The organism is Falsiroseomonas oryzae (genome assembly GCF_027856955.1).
Taxonomy (GTDB): Bacteria; Pseudomonadota; Alphaproteobacteria; order Acetobacterales; family Acetobacteraceae; genus Falsiroseomonas; species Falsiroseomonas oryzae.
The window spans coordinates 1-19271 of the sequence record NZ_JAPSMD010000002.1; the positions used below are offsets into that span (position 1 = coordinate 1).

The 19271-nt window shown below is 69.1% G+C and carries 21 protein-coding genes; 9 read left to right on the forward strand and 12 right to left on the reverse strand.

Going from position 1 to position 19271, the window contains the following annotated elements:
- The 6 genes from OZN99_RS00460 to OZN99_RS00485 form a co-directional block, all read right to left on the reverse strand.
- On the reverse strand, window positions 1–253 hold a 253-nt coding region (locus OZN99_RS00460; protein WP_270933189.1), incomplete at its 3' end, for a hypothetical protein.
- Between the two features lie 246 nt (window positions 254–499).
- On the reverse strand, window positions 500–1342 hold the full coding sequence (locus OZN99_RS00465; protein ID WP_270933190.1) for an aldose epimerase family protein: 843 nt from the start codon (window positions 1340–1342) through the stop codon (window positions 500–502).
- Complete coding sequence (locus tag OZN99_RS00470) at window positions 1339–2178, reverse strand: NAD-dependent epimerase/dehydratase family protein (RefSeq protein WP_270933191.1); 840 nt, start codon at window positions 2176–2178, stop codon at window positions 1339–1341. Before OZN99_RS00470 ends, OZN99_RS00465 begins: the two co-directional genes overlap by 4 nt.
- A 12-nt stretch (window positions 2179–2190) precedes the next feature.
- Complete coding sequence (locus OZN99_RS00475; RefSeq protein ID WP_270933192.1) at window positions 2191–3489, reverse strand: TRAP transporter large permease; 1299 nt, start codon at window positions 3487–3489, stop codon at window positions 2191–2193.
- 6 nt (window positions 3490–3495) lie between these two features.
- Window positions 3496–4011, reverse strand: a complete 516-nt coding sequence (locus OZN99_RS00480; protein WP_270933193.1) for a TRAP transporter small permease — start codon at window positions 4009–4011, stop codon at window positions 3496–3498.
- A gap of 79 nt (window positions 4012–4090) precedes the next feature.
- Entirely contained in the window at window positions 4091–5077 is a 987-nt protein-coding gene (locus OZN99_RS00485) for a TRAP transporter substrate-binding protein (RefSeq protein ID WP_270933194.1), read from the reverse strand.
- Between the two features lie 147 nt (window positions 5078–5224).
- Here OZN99_RS00485 and OZN99_RS00490 point away from each other — a divergent pair, with 147 nt between their 5' ends.
- Window positions 5225–5377, forward strand: a complete 153-nt coding sequence (locus tag OZN99_RS00490) for a hypothetical protein (protein ID WP_270933195.1) — start codon at window positions 5225–5227, stop codon at window positions 5375–5377.
- 66 nt (window positions 5378–5443) lie between these two features.
- Window positions 5444–6793 carry an amidase gene (locus OZN99_RS00495; RefSeq protein ID WP_270933196.1) on the forward strand — a complete coding sequence of 450 codons (1350 nt, stop codon included), beginning with the start codon at window positions 5444–5446 and terminating at the stop codon, window positions 6791–6793.
- A 70-nt stretch (window positions 6794–6863) separates the two neighbouring features.
- Here the strand turns inward: OZN99_RS00495 and ltnD are convergent, their stop codons facing one another.
- Both ltnD and OZN99_RS00505 read right to left on the reverse strand, forming a co-directional pair.
- The gene (gene ltnD, locus OZN99_RS00500) at window positions 6864–7766 is read right to left on the reverse strand and encodes an L-threonate dehydrogenase (RefSeq protein ID WP_270933197.1); all 903 of its coding nucleotides are present in this window, start codon (window positions 7764–7766) and stop codon (window positions 6864–6866) included.
- A gap of 160 nt (window positions 7767–7926) precedes the next feature.
- Window positions 7927–8364: a MarR family winged helix-turn-helix transcriptional regulator gene (locus OZN99_RS00505; RefSeq protein ID WP_270933198.1), complete on the reverse strand. Its 438-nt coding sequence runs from the start codon at window positions 8362–8364 to the stop codon at window positions 7927–7929.
- A gap of 64 nt (window positions 8365–8428) precedes the next feature.
- Between OZN99_RS00505 and OZN99_RS00510 the strand changes: the two genes are divergently transcribed.
- From OZN99_RS00510 to OZN99_RS00530, 5 genes are read left to right on the forward strand one after another with little or no spacing between them, the layout of a single operon-like run.
- Window positions 8429–9466 carry a 2,5-dihydroxypyridine 5,6-dioxygenase gene (locus tag OZN99_RS00510; protein WP_270933199.1) on the forward strand — a complete coding sequence of 346 codons (1038 nt, stop codon included), beginning with the start codon at window positions 8429–8431 and terminating at the stop codon, window positions 9464–9466.
- The gene (locus OZN99_RS00515; protein ID WP_270933200.1) at window positions 9463–10167 is read left to right on the forward strand and encodes an alpha/beta fold hydrolase; all 705 of its coding nucleotides are present in this window, start codon (window positions 9463–9465) and stop codon (window positions 10165–10167) included. The genes OZN99_RS00510 and OZN99_RS00515 overlap by 4 nt, the downstream gene beginning before the upstream one ends.
- Window positions 10168–10172: 5 nt before the next feature.
- Window positions 10173–11441, forward strand: a complete 1269-nt coding sequence (locus tag OZN99_RS00520; protein WP_270933201.1) for an acyl-CoA dehydrogenase family protein — start codon at window positions 10173–10175, stop codon at window positions 11439–11441.
- Window positions 11438–12889, forward strand: a complete 1452-nt coding sequence (locus OZN99_RS00525) for an AMP-binding protein (RefSeq protein WP_270933202.1) — start codon at window positions 11438–11440, stop codon at window positions 12887–12889. Before OZN99_RS00520 ends, OZN99_RS00525 begins: the two co-directional genes overlap by 4 nt.
- A 31-nt stretch (window positions 12890–12920) precedes the next feature.
- Complete coding sequence (locus OZN99_RS00530; protein ID WP_270933203.1) at window positions 12921–13994, forward strand: alpha/beta fold hydrolase; 1074 nt, start codon at window positions 12921–12923, stop codon at window positions 13992–13994.
- Here the strand turns inward: OZN99_RS00530 and OZN99_RS00535 are convergent.
- Complete coding sequence (locus OZN99_RS00535; RefSeq protein WP_270933204.1) at window positions 13978–15159, reverse strand: enolase C-terminal domain-like protein; 1182 nt, start codon at window positions 15157–15159, stop codon at window positions 13978–13980. The two genes, OZN99_RS00530 and OZN99_RS00535, sit on opposite strands and share 17 nt — an antisense overlap.
- 84 nt (window positions 15160–15243) lie before the next feature.
- Between OZN99_RS00535 and OZN99_RS00540 the strand changes: the two genes are divergently transcribed.
- Window positions 15244–16020 (forward strand): enoyl-CoA hydratase/isomerase family protein, encoded by a 777-nt coding sequence (locus tag OZN99_RS00540; protein ID WP_270933205.1) that lies wholly within the window; start codon window positions 15244–15246, stop codon window positions 16018–16020.
- A gap of 44 nt (window positions 16021–16064) precedes the next feature.
- The gene (locus OZN99_RS00545; RefSeq protein WP_270933206.1) at window positions 16065–17033 is read left to right on the forward strand and encodes a Bug family tripartite tricarboxylate transporter substrate binding protein; all 969 of its coding nucleotides are present in this window, start codon (window positions 16065–16067) and stop codon (window positions 17031–17033) included.
- Window positions 17034–17052: 19 nt separating this feature from the next.
- Here the strand turns inward: OZN99_RS00545 and OZN99_RS00550 are convergent, their stop codons facing one another.
- Genes OZN99_RS00550 through OZN99_RS00560 form a run of 3 tightly spaced genes read right to left on the reverse strand, consistent with a single transcriptional unit; the run spans window position 17053 to window position 19195 of the window.
- Window positions 17053–18027, reverse strand: coding sequence for an NAD(P)-dependent oxidoreductase (locus tag OZN99_RS00550; RefSeq protein ID WP_270933207.1), 975 nt, complete (start codon window positions 18025–18027; stop codon window positions 17053–17055).
- A 10-nt stretch (window positions 18028–18037) separates the two neighbouring features.
- Window positions 18038–18640, reverse strand: coding sequence for a thiamine pyrophosphate-dependent enzyme (locus OZN99_RS00555; protein WP_270933208.1), 603 nt, complete (start codon window positions 18638–18640; stop codon window positions 18038–18040).
- Between the two features lie 3 nt (window positions 18641–18643).
- Window positions 18644–19195, reverse strand: coding sequence for a thiamine pyrophosphate-binding protein (locus OZN99_RS00560; RefSeq protein ID WP_270933209.1), 552 nt, complete (start codon window positions 19193–19195; stop codon window positions 18644–18646).
- Window positions 19196–19271 lie beyond the last annotated feature (76 nt).

Consider the following 19271-nt stretch of genomic DNA (forward strand, 5'->3'; position numbering starts at 1 on the left):
TCCGCCCGGCCGCGCCCCTCGCCGATGCGCCCCTTGCCGACGCGCCGCTTGCCTTCCTCGTCCCGCTCGCCGTCTTGGTGCGGGTGGTCTTGGCGGCAGCACCGCCGCTGCGGCCCGCGGTGGCGCGCTTGCTGCCCGCGGCGGCGCGGCGCGTGCCCGTGCGGCGGCGCCGTGGCTGCTCCTTTTCGGGCTCGGCCGATCCGCTCTGCTGGTCGTCGCCCGTTGCCGGCATCTGCTCCGTCTCGTCGCTCATGTGCTGATCCTCCTCCGTCAGGTCGTGTTCGCCGAGGTAACGCCGCTTGTCGCCAGCGTCGCCTCGTCCTGCGCGCGCCCTGCGCGTCACCGTCCCCCCGGAGTGCCGGACCCAGCGGCGTCGCCTGCTGCGAATCCGTCGGCTCCACGGTGTCGCGCGCCGGCTCGGCACGCCGCCGCGCGCTGCAATGGCGCGGGTGCCGAGGCGAACGTCACGTCGCGGCGATTGTTCCCGTGCAGGGACGCGTCACTGCCAATGAATCATCAGTGAGGCGGAGAGCGTGGCGCCTGGGTCGACTACGTGCATGGCGCCATGCGCGGCGGATGCGGCCCGGTTCGGCGCATCCGGTGCGTGGCTCACCGGCTCGACGGCCAGCACGGCGGCATGCGGCGGAGCGAAGACCTGGAGGTTCGCAGCCCACGCACCGGTGGCATGAAGGGTCAGCGCGTAGCCGTCCGGCCAAGCGATTCGCGCGACGCCATCCCAGCCAGCGAAATGCGTGTCGAGGCCCTGCAGAGCTTCATCGCTGCCATCCACTCCGGCGCTCGGGCGAGGTTCGATCGGCAGGTTGCGCTCGTCCCGACGGAAGGCGACGCGCGCTGCGGCGCTTAGCCGCGTGCCTGCTGGCCGCGGAAAATAGGGATGCCAGCCCAGGCCCATCGGTGTCGGGACGCCGCCGCGGTTCGTCAGGCCCACCGAGAGATGCAGCGCGCCTGCCGAGAGGTTCGCCGCGAGCCGGGCCTCCCCGGCGAACGGCACATGGTCGAAGGTACACGCCAGCAACGCCGAACCGTCATCCGCCCGTAGGACCGTCCACGGCATGTCGCGGAGAAAACCATGGATGGCAGTGCCCTCGTCGGGCCGGTTGACAGGCAAGCGGTGCTCGGTGCCGGCCACCACGATCCGTCCCCCGTCGAGCCGGTTCGTCCAGGGCGCCATGAGGAAGGACCCGTGGAAGCCGCGATTCGGGTCCTCCCCCGGCGGCACCGGCACCAGCAGATCGCGACCGGCGTGGCGCAGAGCGGCGAACGCGGCGCCCTGCTCGGGCAGGATGACGGCCTCGGCGCCGACGGCCCGCAGGGTGATCATTCCAGGCTGAAGGGATCGCGCGGGGAGAAGCCGCTCTTCCGGGAATACTCGATCGGGCAATAGAAGCCGCCCTGATAGCGCTCCTCGACGGGGTTTCCGCTGACCACCTTTTCGATTTCGGTACGGTAGGTCTCGGCGCTGTCCTTCGGCTGCCAGCCGATGCGGTCGCGGTGGTCCTTCGCCCAGAAGCTCTGCGGATTATTGGAGGCGCCCCAAATCACGGCGTGCCCGACGCGCTCCGCCTCAATGCAGCGGATCACGCAACTCGCCAGATCGGGGTAGGAGAGCCAAGTCGAGAGGCCGCGGGCGTTGTTCGGCTTCGGCAGGCAGGAGCCGATGCGGATGTTGACATTCTCCAACCCGTGCTTGTCCCAGTAAAGGCGGCCCATCAGCTCGCCATAAGCCTTGGACAGGCCGTAGTAGCCGTCCGGACGGAACTGGCAGTCGAAGTCGAGCTTGCCTTCGTTGCCGCGCGGCCGCTCGTGGAAGCCGATGGTGTGGTTGGAACTGGCGAAGACCACCCGCGCGCCCTCGCGCCGCGCCGCCTCGTAGATGTGGTAGAGGCCGCGGATGTTGGGCTCGATGATGGTCTCGAAAGGCTGCTCGGTGGCGTTGCCGCCGAAATGCAGGATGGTGGAGCATCCCTCGGCCTGGCGGACGATGGCCAGGGCCTCGTTCAGGTCGGCCCGGACGAAGCTCGCACCCTTCGGCAGCGGATCCGGGAAGGGGGCGATGTCGGTCAGGCGCAGCGTGTAGCCGGCCGCGCCCAGCTCGCGCGCCAGCATGCGGCCGAGCGCGCCGGAGGCGCCGGTCAGCAGGATCGGCTTGGTGTGCATCGGTACCTTCCTCTATCCGCCGTAGCCCAGCAGAAGGCGCGGCAGGGTCAGCGAAACGGCAGGCACGTAGGTGGTCAAGGCGAGCGCCACCACGATCGCCCCCCAGAAGGGCCAGATGGTGCGCATCACCTGCTCGATGGATATTCGCCCGATCGCGCAGCCGACGAAGAGCACGGCGCCGACCGGCGGCGTGGTCAGGCCGAGGCCGAGATTCATCATCATCACCATGCCGAACTGCACGGGGTCCACGCCGATGGCCACGACCACCGGCAGGAAGATCGGCGTGGTGATGAGGATCAGCGCCGCCATGTCCATCACGCAACCCAACAGCAGCAGGCAGAGATTGATCATAAGCAGGATGACGATGGGGTTGCTGCTGATCGCCAGCATCCCCTCGGTCAGCAGGTCGGGCAGGCGATACAGCGCGAGGAGGTAGGCGAAGGCGGTCGCCGTGCCGACCAGCAGGAACACCACCGCTGAGGTCCGGACGCTGGCCGCCACCGCGACCTTGAAGCTCTCCCAGCTCAGGGCCCGGTAGACGAGGATGGTCACGACCAGCGCCCAGATCGCGCCGAAGGCGGCGCTCTCGGTCACGGTGAAGATGCCCGAGAGCACACCGCCCAGGATGATGAAGGCGGTGAACAGTCCGGGCAGCGCATCCACGAATGTCCAGCCCAGGTAGCGGAAGCCCTTCCATCCCTCCGCCGGATAGCCGCGCCGCACCGCCATGACGTAGGCGGCGGCCGCGAGGAAAAGGCACATCATGACGCCCGGCACGATTCCGGCGATGAACAGCGCCGAGACCGAGATGCCGCCGCCCGCCGCCAGCGAATAGAGGATCATGTTGTGGCTGGGCGGGATCAGGATGCCGGCAATGGAGGAAGTGACGGTGAGGCTCACCGCGTAGTCCACCCCGTACCCCTTGGCCTTCATCGCCGGGATCAGGATGGTCCCGGTCGCGGATGTGTCGGCGACCGCCGAGCCTGAGATGCCGCCGAACAGCATGGAGGTGGACACGTCCACCATGCCCAGCCCACCCCGCATCCAGCCGACGCAGGCGGACGCGAGCGCGACCAGCCGCCGCGCGATGCCGCCATGCAGCATCAACTCGCCGGCGAAGATGAAGAAAGGGATCGCCAGCAGCGAGAAGATGCTCATACCCGACGTCATCTGCTGGAAGGCGACCGCGGGGTTCAGCCCCTCCCACAGGAAGCCGGCCAGCGCCGCGATGCCCAGCGTGAAGGCCACCGGGATGCCTGCAACCACGCCGAGGATGAAGACGGCGATGATCAGGAGCAGTCCGAATTCCACGCGCGGCTACTCCAGGAAGGCGGCCTTGATGCCGCGCTGCTCGGGCCCTTCCTTGCGGAGTATGTCGAGCAGCACCTGCTCGATGGCGAAGAGCGTTATGAGACCTCCACAGACCATCAGCGGCACGTAGGTCCAGCCTTGGCTGATGCCGAGCAGCGGGATGCGGAAGTTCCAGACCATTTCCACCAGCTCCTGCGAATAGATCATCATCGCGAAGCCGAAGAGACCGACCAGTGCGTCACAGGCCACAGCGATCCAGCGCTGCGCCGCCATGGGAAGCGATTCGCGGAAGCCGAGGACCGAGAGATGGAAGCGTTCCCGGACGCCGACGGCGGCGACAGGCAAGGCGATTGAGAGAATGGCGAGCGTGGCGCCGCGTTCCACCCAGGTCGGCGTGTCGTTCAGCACGTATCGTCCGAAGACCATCCACCCCATCATCGCCACCAGCGCCACCAATGCGGCCCCTGCGGTGATGATGACGAGGCGGCAAAAGATGTCGAGCATGCGCGAGAACAGCGCCATGACTGGTCTTGCTCCGGAAGGATGGGAGTTTCGCGCATGCTCTGGGCGTAGCCGCCTTGGCGGCCGCGCCCAGCCTGCATCATTCCGTCTCTCGGATGCGCCGGACGAGTGCCTGGAGCTGCGGCGTCCCGGCGTGCTTGGCGTACACGCTCTCCATCAAGTTCGCGAAGGGACGGCGGTCCGTGATGTCGACGACCGTGACGCCGGCTGCGACCACGATCTCCCGCGAACGGCGCTCGCGCTCGGCCCAGAGTTGACGCTGGAAGGCCGCAGACTCACGCGCTGCATCACGAAGGATGTTGCGCTCCTGATCGTTCAGCCGCTGCCAGCGCTGGCGAGAAACGGCGAGCACCTCCGGCACATTGGAATGCTCAGTCGTGGAATAAATCCGCGCGTGCTCGAAATGCCGCTGGCTCTCGTAGGAAGGCCAGTTGTTCTCTGCGCCGTCGATCACGCCTGACTGCAATGCGGTGTAGACCTCGCCGAAGGGAAGTGGCGTGGGGTTGGCTCCTAGGGCGCGCATCATGTCAATCCAGAGATCCGAAGTTTGAACACGGATCTTGAGGCCGCGCATATCCTCCGGCGTGCGGATCTGCCGGTCACGGGTGTAGAAGGAGCGCGCGCCGGCATCATACCAGGCTAGAGCGATGATGCCGATTGCCTCCAGATCACGAGCAAGCGCCTCGCCGACCGGGCCATCCATCACGCGATGCAGATGCGGCACGTCGCGGAATATGAATGGCAGCGTCACGACGTTCGTCGAGGGAGCGAGATTGTTGAAGGGCGACAGATTGTAGTTGGCGAAGTCGATTGTGCCGAGACGCATCTGTTGGATTGCTTCGTCCTGCTGGCCGAGCGTCGCGTTGTGATAGGTGCGCATGCGGATGCGGTTGTTGGTGCGCTGCATGACCAGTTCGCCGAAACGGTCCATGCCCCGGCTGTTCGGATAGTCCGGAACATGGATGTTCCAACCGCGCCATTCCTGGGCCTGACTCGGGCTGCCCATCCAGGGCAACAGGACGGCGACGGCAACCGCCGCGGCACGCAGCGCGCGCTTCAAGGACATGTCTCTTCCTCCCCTACCGTGGCGTCTTGGCCGCCTGTGTGTGTCGCCATCATACGAGCCGGTTGGGCGGCCCTGTCAAATCGGCGCTGGCCGGGAACGATACCGTCCGTCGGACGCTTCCCTCCCCCGGGTGATGGGGGTGAGGCCATGGATGCCGACGGCGAGACGCAGCGGACCGAGATGCCGGACGTGCCGCTCGTGCCGGCGGGCGCGGTGGGCTTCCTTCTGTATCCCTGGGCGGTGCAGTTGATCCTGGCGAACCCGCCGGCCAACGACGCAGGCCAGCCGTCGGCGCGCTGATCCGCCGCTTGCGGCCAGCGGGGGCACCGCGCAGCATCGGGCCGGTTCACGTGCCGGATGCCCGAGATGCCTCTCCCGACGATTGCCCAGGCCGCAAACGACCTCGCCGATGGCCGGACCGCTTCGGTTGTCCTGGTCGAAGAAGCGTTGTCACGCATCGGCGACCCGACCGGCGAGGGTGCACGTGCCTTCGTGGAGGTGCAGGCCGGCAGCGCGATGGCTGCCGCGCGCGCCATGGACGACCTGCGGGCCGCGGGCCGCCCACCCAGCCCCTGGGCCGGAATCCCGATCTCGATCAAGGACCTCTACGACCAGACCGGCCATGTCACGCGCGGCGGGTCCGCCGCCTTGTCCGGCGCGGATCCGGCGCTCGTCACAGCGCCATCCGTGGCCCGACTCGAGAGAGCGGGGTTCGTGGTGCTTGGCCGCACGAACATGAGCGAGTTTGCATTCTCGGGGCTCGGCGTGAATCCGCATTTCGGCACTCCACGCTCGCCTTGGGACCGTGCCACGGGACGCCTGCCCGGGGGCTCGTCATCGGGTGCGGCGGTCGCGACGGTAGACGGGATGGGCTTTGCCGGGCTTGGTTCCGATACAGGCGGATCCTGCCGCATTCCAGCGGCACTCTGCGGGATCGTCGGGTGGAAGCCGACCGCCAGCCGTGTGCCGCTCGCCGGCACCCTTCCGCTCTCCTTCACCCTGGACAGCCTTGGCCCATTGGCGCGCTCGGTTGCGTGCTGCGCGCTGATCGACAGCCTGATGGCGGGCGAGGAGCCCTGGTCGCCAGGCCTGCCGCTTCCGGTCGCCGGGCTGAAGCTGGGCGTGTTGCAGGGCTATGTGACACAGGACTGGGACAAGGACGTCACCGCCGCTTTCGAGGCGGCGCTGTCTCGACTCTCCGCTGCTGGCGTGCGGATCGAGCGGCTCGACCTGCCCGAGCTCGCCGAGATCCCGGCCGTGAACGCCACCGGCGGCTTCGCGGCAAGCGAGGCCTGGGCATGGCACCGCGAGCTGATCGCGGCGAAGCGTGAGCACTACGATCCGCGGATCCTGCGGCGCATCATGCGGGGCGAGCGCATGTCGGCCGCCGACTACATCATCCTGACCCAGGCGCGCGCCCGGATCATCGCGGCGATCGCGCCGCGCACCGCGCATCTCGATGCCGTCGTGACGCCCACCTGCCCCCTGGTTCCTCCCGCCATCGCCGAAGTCGAGGACGAGACGGAGTACAACCGGATCAACCTGCTGCTGCTGCGGAACACGAGCGTGGCGAATTTCCTGGACCGCTGCGCGATCAGCCTGCCCTGCCATCGCCCGGGCGACGCCCCCGTGGGGTTCATGCTGATGGGTGAGCGCATGGGCGATGCCCGGCTGCTCGCTGTCGCTCAGGCCGTAGAGGGCGTGCTCCGGTCCTGACCCGGCGGACCGCTCCGGGCGCGACGGCGGGGTTGCGACGCTTCCTACCCCTCCGCTCCGATCGCGACCTTCATGCCGGGTCGTCTCGGCCGGGGAGGGGGATGCCGGTCAGTGCCTGCCACACCCGGATCACGAACCCGTCGTCGGCCCGGCCATGGCCCATGGCGGACGCGGCCGTGAACAGCTGCTGCGCCTGGCTGGCCAGCGGCACGGGGTGGTCGAGTGATCGCGCCAACTCCGCGACCAGGCCAAGGTCCTTCACGAAGATGTCCACCGCCGACCGCGGCGCGTCATCACCCTCCAGCACCCGGGCCATGCGGTTCTCGAACATCCAGGAATTGCCGGCGGCGCTGGTGACGACCTCGTAGAGCTGGCGTGGATCTGCGCCGGCCCGGATGCCCAGGGACATCGCCTCCGCCGCCACCGCGATATGCACGCCCGCGAGCAGTTGGTGGACGACCTTCACGGTGGCGCCGATCCCCGGCCGGTCACCCAGCCGCCAGACCTTGGTCGCAACGGCCGCCAGCACCGGCTCGGCCTTGGCGAAGGCAACGGGATCTCCCGAAGCCATGACGGTCATCTCGCCCGCGGCGGCCTTCGCGGCGCCGCCCGAAACCGGCGCGTCGAGATAGAGGAGGCCATGTCCGGCGGTCGTCTCGGCCAGCCGGGCTGCGTCCGCGGGCGACATCGTCGCGGAGGAGATCACCACCGCTCCCGGTGCCAGACGGCCTGCGCAGCCTTCGGGGCCGAACAGGGCTGCCTCCGTCTGGGCGGCGTTGACGACCAGGAGCAGCACGGCCTCGAGGCCCGGAGGCAAGTCAGCCGGGCTGGCGCAGGCCGATCCGCCGGCCCCGGCGAACTCGGCGCGGGCGGAGTCACGCAGGTCGCATCCCGTCGTCTCCAAGCCGGCGCGCAGGCAGGACTTCGCAGCGCCCATGCCCATCGCCCCAAGCCCGATCACCCCGACGCGCATCGTCCGCACTCCCTCCGGAACGCGCACCCTCGCCGGGGGAGGTCTTCAGCGCAAGACGAGCACCAGGATCTGCACCAGGGCGGAGACGACGAGCAGCACCAAAACGATGCGGCTCAGGGTGGACATCGGCGGCATCGCAAAGAGATAGGGAGCGCGCGTCTCAATCTGGAGGGGTGATGATCTCCCGCAGCAGCGCCTTCAGCGCCGATGCGGCCTCGGCATGCCGGGCGAGAAGCTCGGTTTCGTGCCGCCGCGCCTCACGGATCAGGTCGGCCGCCAGCTGTTCGCCGTCGCCGGTCAGCTTGATGCGGGTCTGCCGCCCCTCACGCTGCCGCAGCACGATGCCGTCCTGCGCCATCCGGTCGAGGAGCTTGGTCATGGTCGGCTGCTGCATCAGGCAGGCTGTCGCGAGCCTGCCGACCGTTTCGCCGTCGGCGGCACCGTGCAGCGTGGCTACCACGCGCCATGTCGGAACTGCCACGCCGCGTCGCTTCAGGCGCGCATGGAAGCCGGCCGAAGCAGCATGCGAGGCGCGCGCGAGCAGATACAGCAGATAGTCGTCGATGAACCGCGGCGGATCGCCCATCACGACAAACATATGACTTTTCATGCGAGCCGCGCCAGCCCTACAATCGCCCTCAGGGGCGCTGGGAGGTTCAGGAATGCGAGACGACCGCATCGAGCCGCAATGGATCGATGCCTTCGAGACCGTGCTCCGCCTGTGCAAGGCGAGATCCGGAGAGGTCGTCTGCCTGCTGGCGGAGAGCCAGTCGCGGACCCTGAACCTCGATCTGGCAGAACTGGCCGCGCATCGTTTGGGCTGCCGCCCCTGCCGGCTGGTCTTGCCCACGCCGCCCCAGGCCACGCCCGTCCCGGTCCGCTCCACCGGGGCATCCCGGGCACTGCAGGCCCATCCTGTCGCCCTGGCGGCGCTGAAGGCCTCCACGCTGGTGCTGGATCTGACGCTCGAAGGCCTGCTGCATGCCCCGGAACTGAAGGACATCCTCGCCGCCGGCCCACGTATTCTGATGGTCAGTGACGAGCATCCCGAGGTTCTGGAACGCTTGGTGCCTCGGCCCGAGGACGAGGCGATGGTGAAGGACGCCTTGCGTCGCATGCGTTCCGCGAAACGAATGCGCGTGACGAGCGCGGCAGGCAGCGACCTCTGCATCGATCTGGACGGAGCCCCCAGTGCCGGCGTCTGGGGCTGGACCGATCGGCCGGGGACCGTCGCGCACTGGCCGGGGGGCGTGGTCGTCGCCTTCCCGAAGGCCGGCACCGTCAATGGTACGCTTGTCCTGGCGCCCGGGGACGTCAACCTCACCTTCAAGCGCTACATCGAGACTGAGGTCCGGCTGACGCTGCAGGACGACCATATCGTTGCTTTGGGCGGCGAGGGCGTCGATGCGCGGCTGATGCGCGAACATCTTGCGGCGTGGGGCAATCAGGCTGCCTATGCGGTGAGCCATGTCGGCTGGGGGTTGAACCCGCGCGCGAGGCGCGAGGCGCTGCTCTTCCACGACAGGCGCGACGTCAACGGCACGGAGCTGCGCGCCGCGGCCGGGAACTTCCTGTTCTCCACAGGTGCGAACGAATTCGCGGGCCGCTTCACCGATGGTCATTTCGATATTCCGGTGTTCGGCTGCACCATCACGCTGGACGACGTCATCGTGGTCGACGAGGGGAGACCGGTCCGATGAGCGTGGTGCTGCTGCACGGCATCGGCGGGCCCTCCTGGGGAGAGCTGGTGCCAGGCGCGCTGGATTGGCCGATGCCGGGCTTCTGCGGGACGCCGGCGCTGCCCGCCATGACGTTCCCGGCGCTCGCGGCTGCCCTCCGCGAGGCACTGGATGCCCGAGGCATCGCACGGGTGACCCTGGTCGGCCATTCGATGGGCGGCATGTTGGCGCAGGAGTTCATCGCGACCTGGCCCGATCGGGTCGAGAGGCTGGTGCTCTACGCGACCACGCCGGCCTTTGGTGGCCGGGACCCGGCCTTCGCCGAGGCGTTTCTGCAGGCGCGCCTCGGCCCGCTGGAGGGAGGGCGATCCATGGCGCAGGCCGCTCCGGAGATGCTGGCAGGAATGTTCGAAGCCGGGGCGGATCCTGATGCGGCGTCGCAGGCTTCGGCCGCGCTCGCGGCGATACCCGAGGCCGTGTATCGCGAAACCGTCCGCTGCCTGACGACCTTCGACCGGCGGGCCGAGCTTTCCCGCATTGGCGTACCGACGCTGCTGATCGCTGGTGAGCGTGATCAGGCGGCGCCGCTGAAGACGATGCAGCGCATGGCAACTGCGATCCCAGGATCGCGCATCGTCGTCGTTCCAGGGGCGGGCCACCTGCTTCACCTGGAGCGGCCGGTGGAGTTCCGGGCCGCGTTGCTCCCCTTCCTGTCGGAGTAAGGCCGATGGATGTCCTGCCAACGACGCACCAGGGCGACGCGCCGATCTTCGACCCCGTCGCCCTCCGGCTGACGGCACAGGAAGCGGCGCTGACGGCCAAGGCGCGCGAATTCGGCGGCCGTGTCCTGGCGCCCCGCGCGGCCCGGTGGGATCGCGACGCCGCCTTTCCGACGGACAACTACCGTGACATGCATGCCGAGGGCCTGCTTGGCATCTGCATTCCCGAAAGCGAGGGCGGGATCGGAGCGGGCTTCCGCGCCTATTGCCTCACGGCAGCGGAGCTGGGCCGCTATTGCGGTGCCACCGCGCTGACCTGGAACATGCATGTGTGCAGCACGCTGTGGACCGGCATGCTCACCGAAGACCTGGATCTGGACGCGGCCGAACGCGCCGAGCACCGCCGGCGCCGCCGCCTGCACTATGACCGGATCCTCAGGGACGGGGCCGTCTATTCGCAGCCTTTCTCCGAAGGCGGAGCCGCTGCCGCTGGCGCGACGGCCTTTGGCACCACGGCGCGCCGCGTCGCAGGGGGGTTCCTGATCAACGGGAAGAAGATCTTCGCCAGCCTTGCCGGCCATGCGGACTACTACGGCATCCTCTGCACGGAGCTGCGCGAGGGCGAGAAGCTGTCGCGGCGGGATACGCTGTATCTCGGCGTCCCCGCGGATGCGCCGGGCGTGAGTGTCGAGGGCGACTGGGACCCGCTGGGCATGCGGGGAACCGTCTCCCGCAATCTGGTCTTTACCGACGTCTTCGTGCCGGACGACGCGGCCCTGATGCCGCCCGGGCTCTACTTCCAGGCCGCGGCGCGCTGGCCGCACATGTTCCTGACCCTCTCGCCGACCTACATGGGGCTGGCGCAGGCGGCCTATGACTTCACCATCCGCTACCTGCGCGGCGAGCAGCCAGGCACGCCGCCGGTGAAGCGGCGCATGTATCCGACGAAGCAGATCGCCGTCGCCCAGATGAAGGTGATGCTGGAGCAGACGAAGGCGCTCTGGTTCCAGGCCATCACGGAGGCCGGACCTGACCCGTCGAAGGACCAGATGATGCGGGCCCTGGCCGCGCAGCACACGGTGATGGAGAGCGCGAACGCGATCGCGACGCTGGCGATCCGGACCTGTGGCGGTCAGTCGATGCTGAAGTCGCTGCCGCTGGAGCGGATCTATCGCGACAGCCGTTGTGGCGCGCTCATGCTGCCCTGGACCGCCGAGCTCTGCCTGGACCGGCTTGGCCGCGATTCGCTGTATGAGCGGGGCGAGACCGACGCATGATCTGGCGCTGGCTCACGCGCCATGCTGACCACAGCCCGGATCGCTGCGCGCTGCGCTGGGATGCTGGCTCGCTCGCCTACGCGGATCTCGCGCTGCGCGTCGAGGCGGTCGCCGGAGCGCTCGCGGCACGCGGCCTGGAGCGCGGCGACCGTGTGGCGTTCCTGGGCCACAACACCCCGGACCAGCTTATCCTACTGTTCGCCTGCGCGAGGATCGGCGCCATCCAGGTGCCGCTGAACTGGCGGCTCGCCGCACCCGAGTGGCGTTTCATCCTGGCCGACTCGGGGGCGCGGCTGCTGTTGGCCGAGGAGGATCTGCTCGAGAGCGCCGTTGCCGCGGCACCGGAAGGCTGCGCCGTGGCGCGGACGGCCGACCTCACGCCAGATCGCCTGCCAGCCGTCCCTGTTGGCACCGAGGAGGATCCGCTCCTTCTCGTGTACACCTCCGGCACCACCGGACGGCCGAAGGGAGCACTGCTCGACCAGCGTGCGGTACTCTTCAACGCGCTCAATGCGCAGCACGCCTTCGGCATGACGGCACAGGACCGGATCCTCACCGTGCTGCCCATGTTCCATGTCGGCGGCCTCAACATCCAGACCACGCCGGCGCTCTACACGGGTGCCGAAGTGATCCTGCACCGCCGCTTCGATCCCGACGCCTTCTTCGATGCCATCGAACGAGAGCGACCGACCCTTTCGTTGCTGGTGCCAGCCGTGATGCAGGTGCTTGTGTCCCACCCGCGCTGGCTTGGATCGAACCTCGACTCGTTGCGTGCCGTCGGGGCGGGTTCCTCCGACGTGCCGGTGCGGCTGATCGAGGCTTTCCATGCCAAGGGCGTCGCCGTGCAGCAGATCTATGGTGCGACGGAGACCTGCCCGATCGCGCTCGTTCAGACGCGTCCAGAGGCCCTGGCGGCGCCGGGTTCCATCGGACGTCCTGCGCTGCATGTCGAGTGCCGGCTGGCAATGCCGGACGGAAGCCCCGTGATTCGCGGCGCAGCCGGGGAGATCCAGGTGCGCGGCCCGTCCGTGATGCGCGGCTACTGGGGTGGCGAGGCAGCCCTGCACGACGGCGGGTGGTTTCCGACCGGCGATGTCGGGCGTGTCGACGAGGCCGGGCGCTGGTGGTTCAAGGACCGCCTCAAGCACGTGATCATCTCGGGCGGCGAGAACATCTATCCCGCCGAGGTAGAACGAGCCCTGGCTGGCGCACCCGGCATCATCGAGGGCGCCGTCGTCGGGCGCCCGGACCCAAGATGGGGGGAGGTTCCGGTGGCCGTGGTTGTGCCGGCCCCTGGCTTCGATCCAACGCGTGTGCTGGAGCATATCGCGGCACAGATTGCGCGCTTCAAGCAGCCGCGCGCGGTCATCCCCGTACCGGCCTTGCCGCGCACCGCTCTCGGCAAGGTAGCGATCGCCGAACTCAAGGCGCTGGTCGCCCGCAACTGACGCCTTGCCGCGCCCGCCATCAGCGTGATGTATGGTCAGCCATGCCGTTGCGACGCCTGATCGAATGCGCTCAGCCGCGGCCCTGATACGGGCCGCGCTCGCGGCGGCCGCGCTGGCGGTCGGTGCGGGGTGCACGCCTGTCGTCCTGCCAGCGGGCCCGCCGACCGCGGAACCCGGCCTGCGCGAGGGTGCAATCCTCGCCGCAGACGGCGCTTTGCTGCCGCTGCGCAGCTTTCCGCCCGCGGGCACGCCACGCGCGGTGCTGCTGGCGCTGCATGGCTTCAACGATCATTCTGGAAACTTCCTGACGGACAGCTTGCCAGCGCTGAATGGTGGCGGCCTGCTTGTGTATGCTTACGACCAGCGGGGTTTCGGACGAGCGCCGAATCGCGGATTTTGGGCCGGCGCAGAGACCCTGGCCGCCGATGCCGTGGCCGCTGCGGCGCTGTTGCGTCGACGGCATCCGGATCTTCCGTTGTTCCTCCTTGGCGAGAGCATGGGGGCTTCCGTCGCTCTCGTGGCGAGTGCCGCCGAAGTGCCGCCGCCGGTGGACGGCTATGTTCTGCTGGCGCCGGCGATCTGGTCGCGGGATGCGATGAACCCGTTCATGCGCGGTGGCCTGTGGCTGGTGGCACGCACCATCCCGGTCCTCGGCGTGCAGGGAGGAGTCGGCGGCGTGGTCGCCAGCGACAACATGGATGCGCTTCGCCGCCTGGGCCGCGATCCGCTTGCCATCCGTGTGACGCGCGTGGATTCAGCTGTGGGCCTGGTGGACCTCATGGATGCAGCGGTCCTGGCGCTGCCGATGTGTTGTCGCGGGGCGGACGGACGCCGGGTGCCCACGCTCATGCTGATTGGGGCGCAGGACACGGTCGTGCCGGCGTGGGCGAGCCGCGCGGCGTTGCAGCGCCTGCCACCGGGAACCCGTCCCAGGCTCGGCATCTACGAGCGCGGCTACCACCTGCTGCTGGCAGACCGGAACCGCGACGCCGTGACCAGCGACATCCTGTCGTTCCTGGCGGACCCAGCGGCGGCATTGCCCTCCGGCGCGGACGGCGACGCGCTCGCCTGGCTCCAGGGACGCCCCCTTAGTCCAAGGTCCTGAACACCGCGTACAGCGCGTTCTTCGCCTCGAAGCCGATCCCCGGCACCTCCGGCATGCGCACGCGGCTGTCCATCACGGGCACGTCGTCGGCGAAGCCGCCGAAGGGGGCAAAGACCTCGGGGTAGCCCTCGTTTCCGCCAAGGCCCAGTCCGACCGCGATGTTCAGCGCGAACTGGTGGCCGCCATGCGGCACGCATCGCCGCGGGCTCCAGCCATGCTCGGCCAGCATCTGGAGAGTCCGCAGATACTCCACCAGCCCATAGGACAGGGCGGGATCGAACTGCAGCACGTCGCGGTCGGGGCGCAGCCCGCCATGCCGGATCAGGTTCCGCGCATCGAGCATGGAGAACAGGTTCTCGCCCGTTGCGATCGGAGGGCCATAATGCTCGGCCAGCGTGGCGTGGGTAGCGTAATCCAGGGGGTCGAGCGGTTCTTCGTACCAGCGCAGGTTGAAGGGCCGCAGCGCGGCGGCATAGGTCAACGCGGCATGCAGGCCGAAGCGCCCATTCACGTCCACCGCCAAGCGGGAGCCATCGCCGCCCAGCAGCTTCAGGACGGCCTCGATCCTCGCCAGGTCCTCGGTCAGCGCGTCCTTCAGGGCCGTGCCCGGGGCGCCGCCGATCTTCATCTTCACCGTGCTGTAGCCGATGTCGAGGTAGCGCTTCATCTCCTCGACCAACTGATCCACGCCCTTGCCGGGATAGTAGTAGCCGCCGGCCGCGTAGACCCAGGCCGCCTCGTCGGCCCTGCCGCCATTGTAGCGGTCCGCCAGGAGGCGCCACAGCGGCACGCCTTCCAGCTTCGCCGCGGCGTCCCACAGCGCCATGTCCAGCACCCCGACGGCCACGCTGCGCTCGCCATGGCCGCCCGGCTTCTCGTTGCGCATCATCGCCGCCCAGGCGCCGGCGGGATCCAAACTGCCGTCAGCAGCTGTGATCTGGGCCTCACTGGCCTCAGTCAGCCGCGGCACGAACCGCTCTGCCAGCAGGCCCGGCTGGGCGTAACGGCCGTTCGAGTTGAAGCCGTAGCCTGTTGCGCGCCGACCACCCGGCGCCTCGACCGTCACGGCGACGATCGAGGCCGTCATCTTCGAGAAGTCGATATAGGCGTTGGCGATGGCGCTGCTGATCGGCGCAACACCCTGCTTCACGCTGACGATGCGCATGCGGCTGCTTCCTCGAACCCGTCCCCCTCTTGTCGCGCCGTGCGGGCTGACTGCACAAGAGGCAGGCCAACCCGGGAGGACCACATGGCCGACATCCTGCACGAAACCCGCGGTGCGGTGGCCTGGACCACGCTCAATCGGCCGCAGGCCCGCAACGCGATGACCTTCGCGATGTACGAAGGGCTTTTCGAGCGCGCGAAGGCGATCGCCGACGATCCCGCCATCCGGGCCTGGGTGATCACCGGCGCCGGCGGGAAGGCCTTCGCCGCCGGCACCGACATCAGCCAGTTCACCGAGTTCCGCACCGGCCAGGACGCGCTGGACTACGAGACCCGGATCGACCGCGTGTTGTCCGCCATCGAGGACTGCCCGAAGCCGGTGATCGCCGCCATCGCCGGAGCCTGCACGGGCGGCGGCCTCGGCATCGCCGGGGTCTGCGACCTGCGCATCGCCGCGGCCAACGCCCGCTTCGGCCTGCCGATCGCCCGTACGCTGGGCAATTGCTTGTCCATGGCCAACTACGGCCGCTTCGCCGCGCTCATTGGCGCAGCCCGCGTCAAGGAACTTGTCTTCACCGCAAGGCTCGTCGAAGCCGAGGAGGCACTGAAGCTGGGCCTCGTCACCGAACTACTGGAGACGCCGGAGGCGCTGGAGACGCGTGCGATGGAGCTGGCGACCCATATCGCGGGCCTCGCGCCGCGCACCCTCACCGCGACGAAGTTCGCGCTCAAGCGCCTCCGTCTCGCCGCCGGCACGATCCACGGGGACGACCTCGTGACGATGTGCTTCGGCAGCGAGGACTTCCAGGAGGGGGTCCGCGCCTTCCTCGGCAAGCGCCCGCCGAACTGGACCGGACGCTGACGGCGCGGCATCCTCCGCCGCCAACGACTTCCGGGAGGAACGCCATGATCCCACGTCGCACCCTGCTGGCGGCCGCCGGCGCCGCGGCGCTGCCCTGGTCCGCATCGGCGCAGGCCTATCCGACGAGGCCCGTCAGCATGCTGGTCGGCTTCGCCCCTGGCGGCGGCACGGACATTATCGCCCGCCTCCTGCAGCCCGCGCTGCAGGAGGAGCTCGGCCAGCCGATCGCGATCGAGAACCGGGCCGGCGGCTCCGGCACGATCGCCGCAGCGGCGAATGCGCGCGGCCGGCCGGACGGCTACCAGATGCTGATGACGACGGTCAGCGCCTCGGCCGTTGTCCCGCCCACCATGAACCCGCCGCCCTTCGACATCATCCGCGACCAGACCGCCGTGGTGCTGGCCGGCACGGTGCCCCTGGTGGCCGTGGTCCCGCTGAACTCGCCGGCGCAGACCTTCGCGCAGTTCCTGGATCACGCGAAGGCCAATCCCGGCAAGCTGAACTACTCCTCCTCCGGCGTCGCGACGCAGCAGCACCTGGCGGCGGAGGCGCTGTCGGCCGCAGCCGGCCTGCAGATGCAGCACATTCCGTTCCGCGGCACGGGCCAGGCTGTGAACGAGATCATGGCAGGCCGCATCGACATCGCCTTCGACACGCTGCCGACCTATCTGCCGCATATCCGCAACGGCCGGGTGCGTGCCCTGGCGACCACGCTGCCGCAACGCGTGGAATGGCTGCCCGACCTGCCGACTGTCGCTGAGAGCGGCTTCCCCGACTTCGACCAGAGCGTCTGGTACATGGTCATGGGGCCGCCCGGCCTGCCGGAGCCGATCATCGGCCGCTGGGTCGGCGCGGTGAACAAGGCGCTCGCCGATCCTGCTTTGCGTGCCCGCGTTCGCGATGCCGGCTTCATCCCGGGCGGTGGCAGCAGCGCCGATGCGGCGAACCTGCTGCGTCGCGACGCGCAGCGCTACGCCGACCTTATCCGGCGGGCGAACATCCGCTTCGACTGACCGGGGCTGGCCGCGACGCCTACGCGTTGCGGCCCAGCACCTCCGGGTTCACCACCACGTCGCGGTCCAGCCGACCTTCGAAGCAGGCGATCACCGCGGCCGCACTCTCCAGCGCCATTCGCCGCAGACCTTCCTGCGTGCTCGCCGCCACATGCGGCGTCATGATGAGGTTGGGTGCGGAGAACAGCGACAGCTCAGCCTCGATCGGCTCCTCCTCGAAGACGTCGAGGCCGGCCGCCACCAACTGTCCGGAGCGCAGCGCCGCTTCCACCGCCAGCTGATCGGTCAGCGTCCCACGCGCAGTGTTCACCAGCACGGCGCCGCGTTTCATGGCTGCCAGGAAACGCGCATCCACCATCCCACGCGTGTCGGCATTGGACGGGCAGTGCAGCGTGACGATGTCCGCCTGCCCGGCCGCCGCATCCAGATCGTCCACCGGCTCGTAGCCGGCACCGCGGATCGTACCCTTCGCGACGTTGGGATCGCGGACCAGCACCCGCATGCCGAAGGCGGCGCAGAGCCGGGCGACCCGCGTCCCGATCCGCCCGAACCCCACGACCAGCACCGACTTGCCGGCCAGCTCGAAGGATGGGAGGTCGGCCTGCCCTCCCCAGACCAGGCGCCGGATGTTCGCGTCGTAGCCCGGCAGCTTGCGCATGCACGCCAGCATGAGCATCAGCGCGTGCTCCGCCACGGAGACCGCATTCGCCTCCGGCGTGATGGTCAGCGGGATGCCGCGCTCCGTTAGCGCCGGCACGTCGATGATGTCGTAGCCGACGCCATGACGCGCCAGGATGCGGAGCTTCGGGCACAGCGCCAGGAAGGCGTGGTCCACCCGGATCGTCCGCAGGATCAGCGCGTCGGCGTCCGGCAGCCGCGCTGCAAGTGTGGCCGGGCTCCTGTCCGGCAGGATCTCCAGCGTGAAGCCCGGGGTCGCGCGGATCATCGCCTGCGCGTCGGGGTGGATGACCTGCGGACAGATCACGTGCGGCATGGCATCCGCCTCAGAGCTGGTGGTGCGCGGCGGGGCCTAGCACCGCTTCGCGGAAGCGCGCCGTCAGGAAGGCACCTTCGCGCGGTGGCAGGACAAGCGGGTGGTTGCCCGTCGCGATCTTCACGACGGCGAAGAGCGGTGCGGTCGTGGCATGGATGGCGTTCCGTAGCGGACCGATTTCCTGCGCGCCGTGCACGGCGCGGCAGTCGCCGATGCCGGCGCCGCGCGCGATGGCAACCAGGTCCACGCCGTGCCGCGTGGCGGTTTCCTGCCCGCCGGTCTCGCTGTAGTGCTCGTTGTCCAGCACCACGACGGCGAGGTTGGGTGGGCTCTGGACTGCGATGGTGCAGAGCGCGCCGAGCCCCATCAGCATCTCGCCGTCCCCGGTGATGACCAGCACGCGCCGGTCGGGTTGCGCCAGGGCGAGGCCCAGCCCGATCATGGCGGCGCCGCCCATGCCACCCCAGAGCGGGAAGTTCGTGGCGCAATCGCCGGCCGCCGTGATGTCCCAGGCGGAAGCGCCGAGCCCCGCCACCACGAGCAGGTTGCCGCGATCCTCGAGCAGGCCGCGCACCACGTCGCGGCGGTCCAGGGCGGGGATGTCGGTCGCCATCGTTCAATCCTTGCCGAAGGTCTTGGCGCCGATCAGCCGCTGGCCCAGCAGCGCCGCGGTCGGCCGGTAGGTGTTGAAGGCGAGGCGCAGCGTGGCGTCCACCACGGGCACGACATCGCCGGGCGTGTCCGCGCGCCGCACCAGCGTGCCCATGGCTTCGAGCACCGCCTGGGTCGCGCTGCCCATCGGCACCTGTGCCGGGTTGAACTCCCCGTAGTCGCCCCGCATGGTCACGATCATCGGCAGCGGTGCGCGATGCAGCACCGGCAGGGACAGCATGTTGATGCAGTTCCCTACGCCGGAGGACTGCATCAGCAGCACGCCTTTCGCGCCGCCGAGCCAGCCACCGACCAGCATGGCGACCCCTTCTTCCTCGGTCGTCAGCGTGACGACCCGCATGGCGGGGTCCGCAAGGCATCGGCGGATCAGGCGGGCATGCCCGGCATCCGGCACCAGGGCCACCTGCGTGACGGCTTGCGCCTTAAGCGTATCGTAGATGCGGTCCGGCCAGTCCGCCGCCGCATCGGGGCGCATTTCCAGCGCATCACGGTCCATGCCGGTCCTCCCGAAAGCGGCGGCATCCTCGGGGGACGCGTCGGCACTGGCAAGACGGCCGCGGCGCAGCCATCTT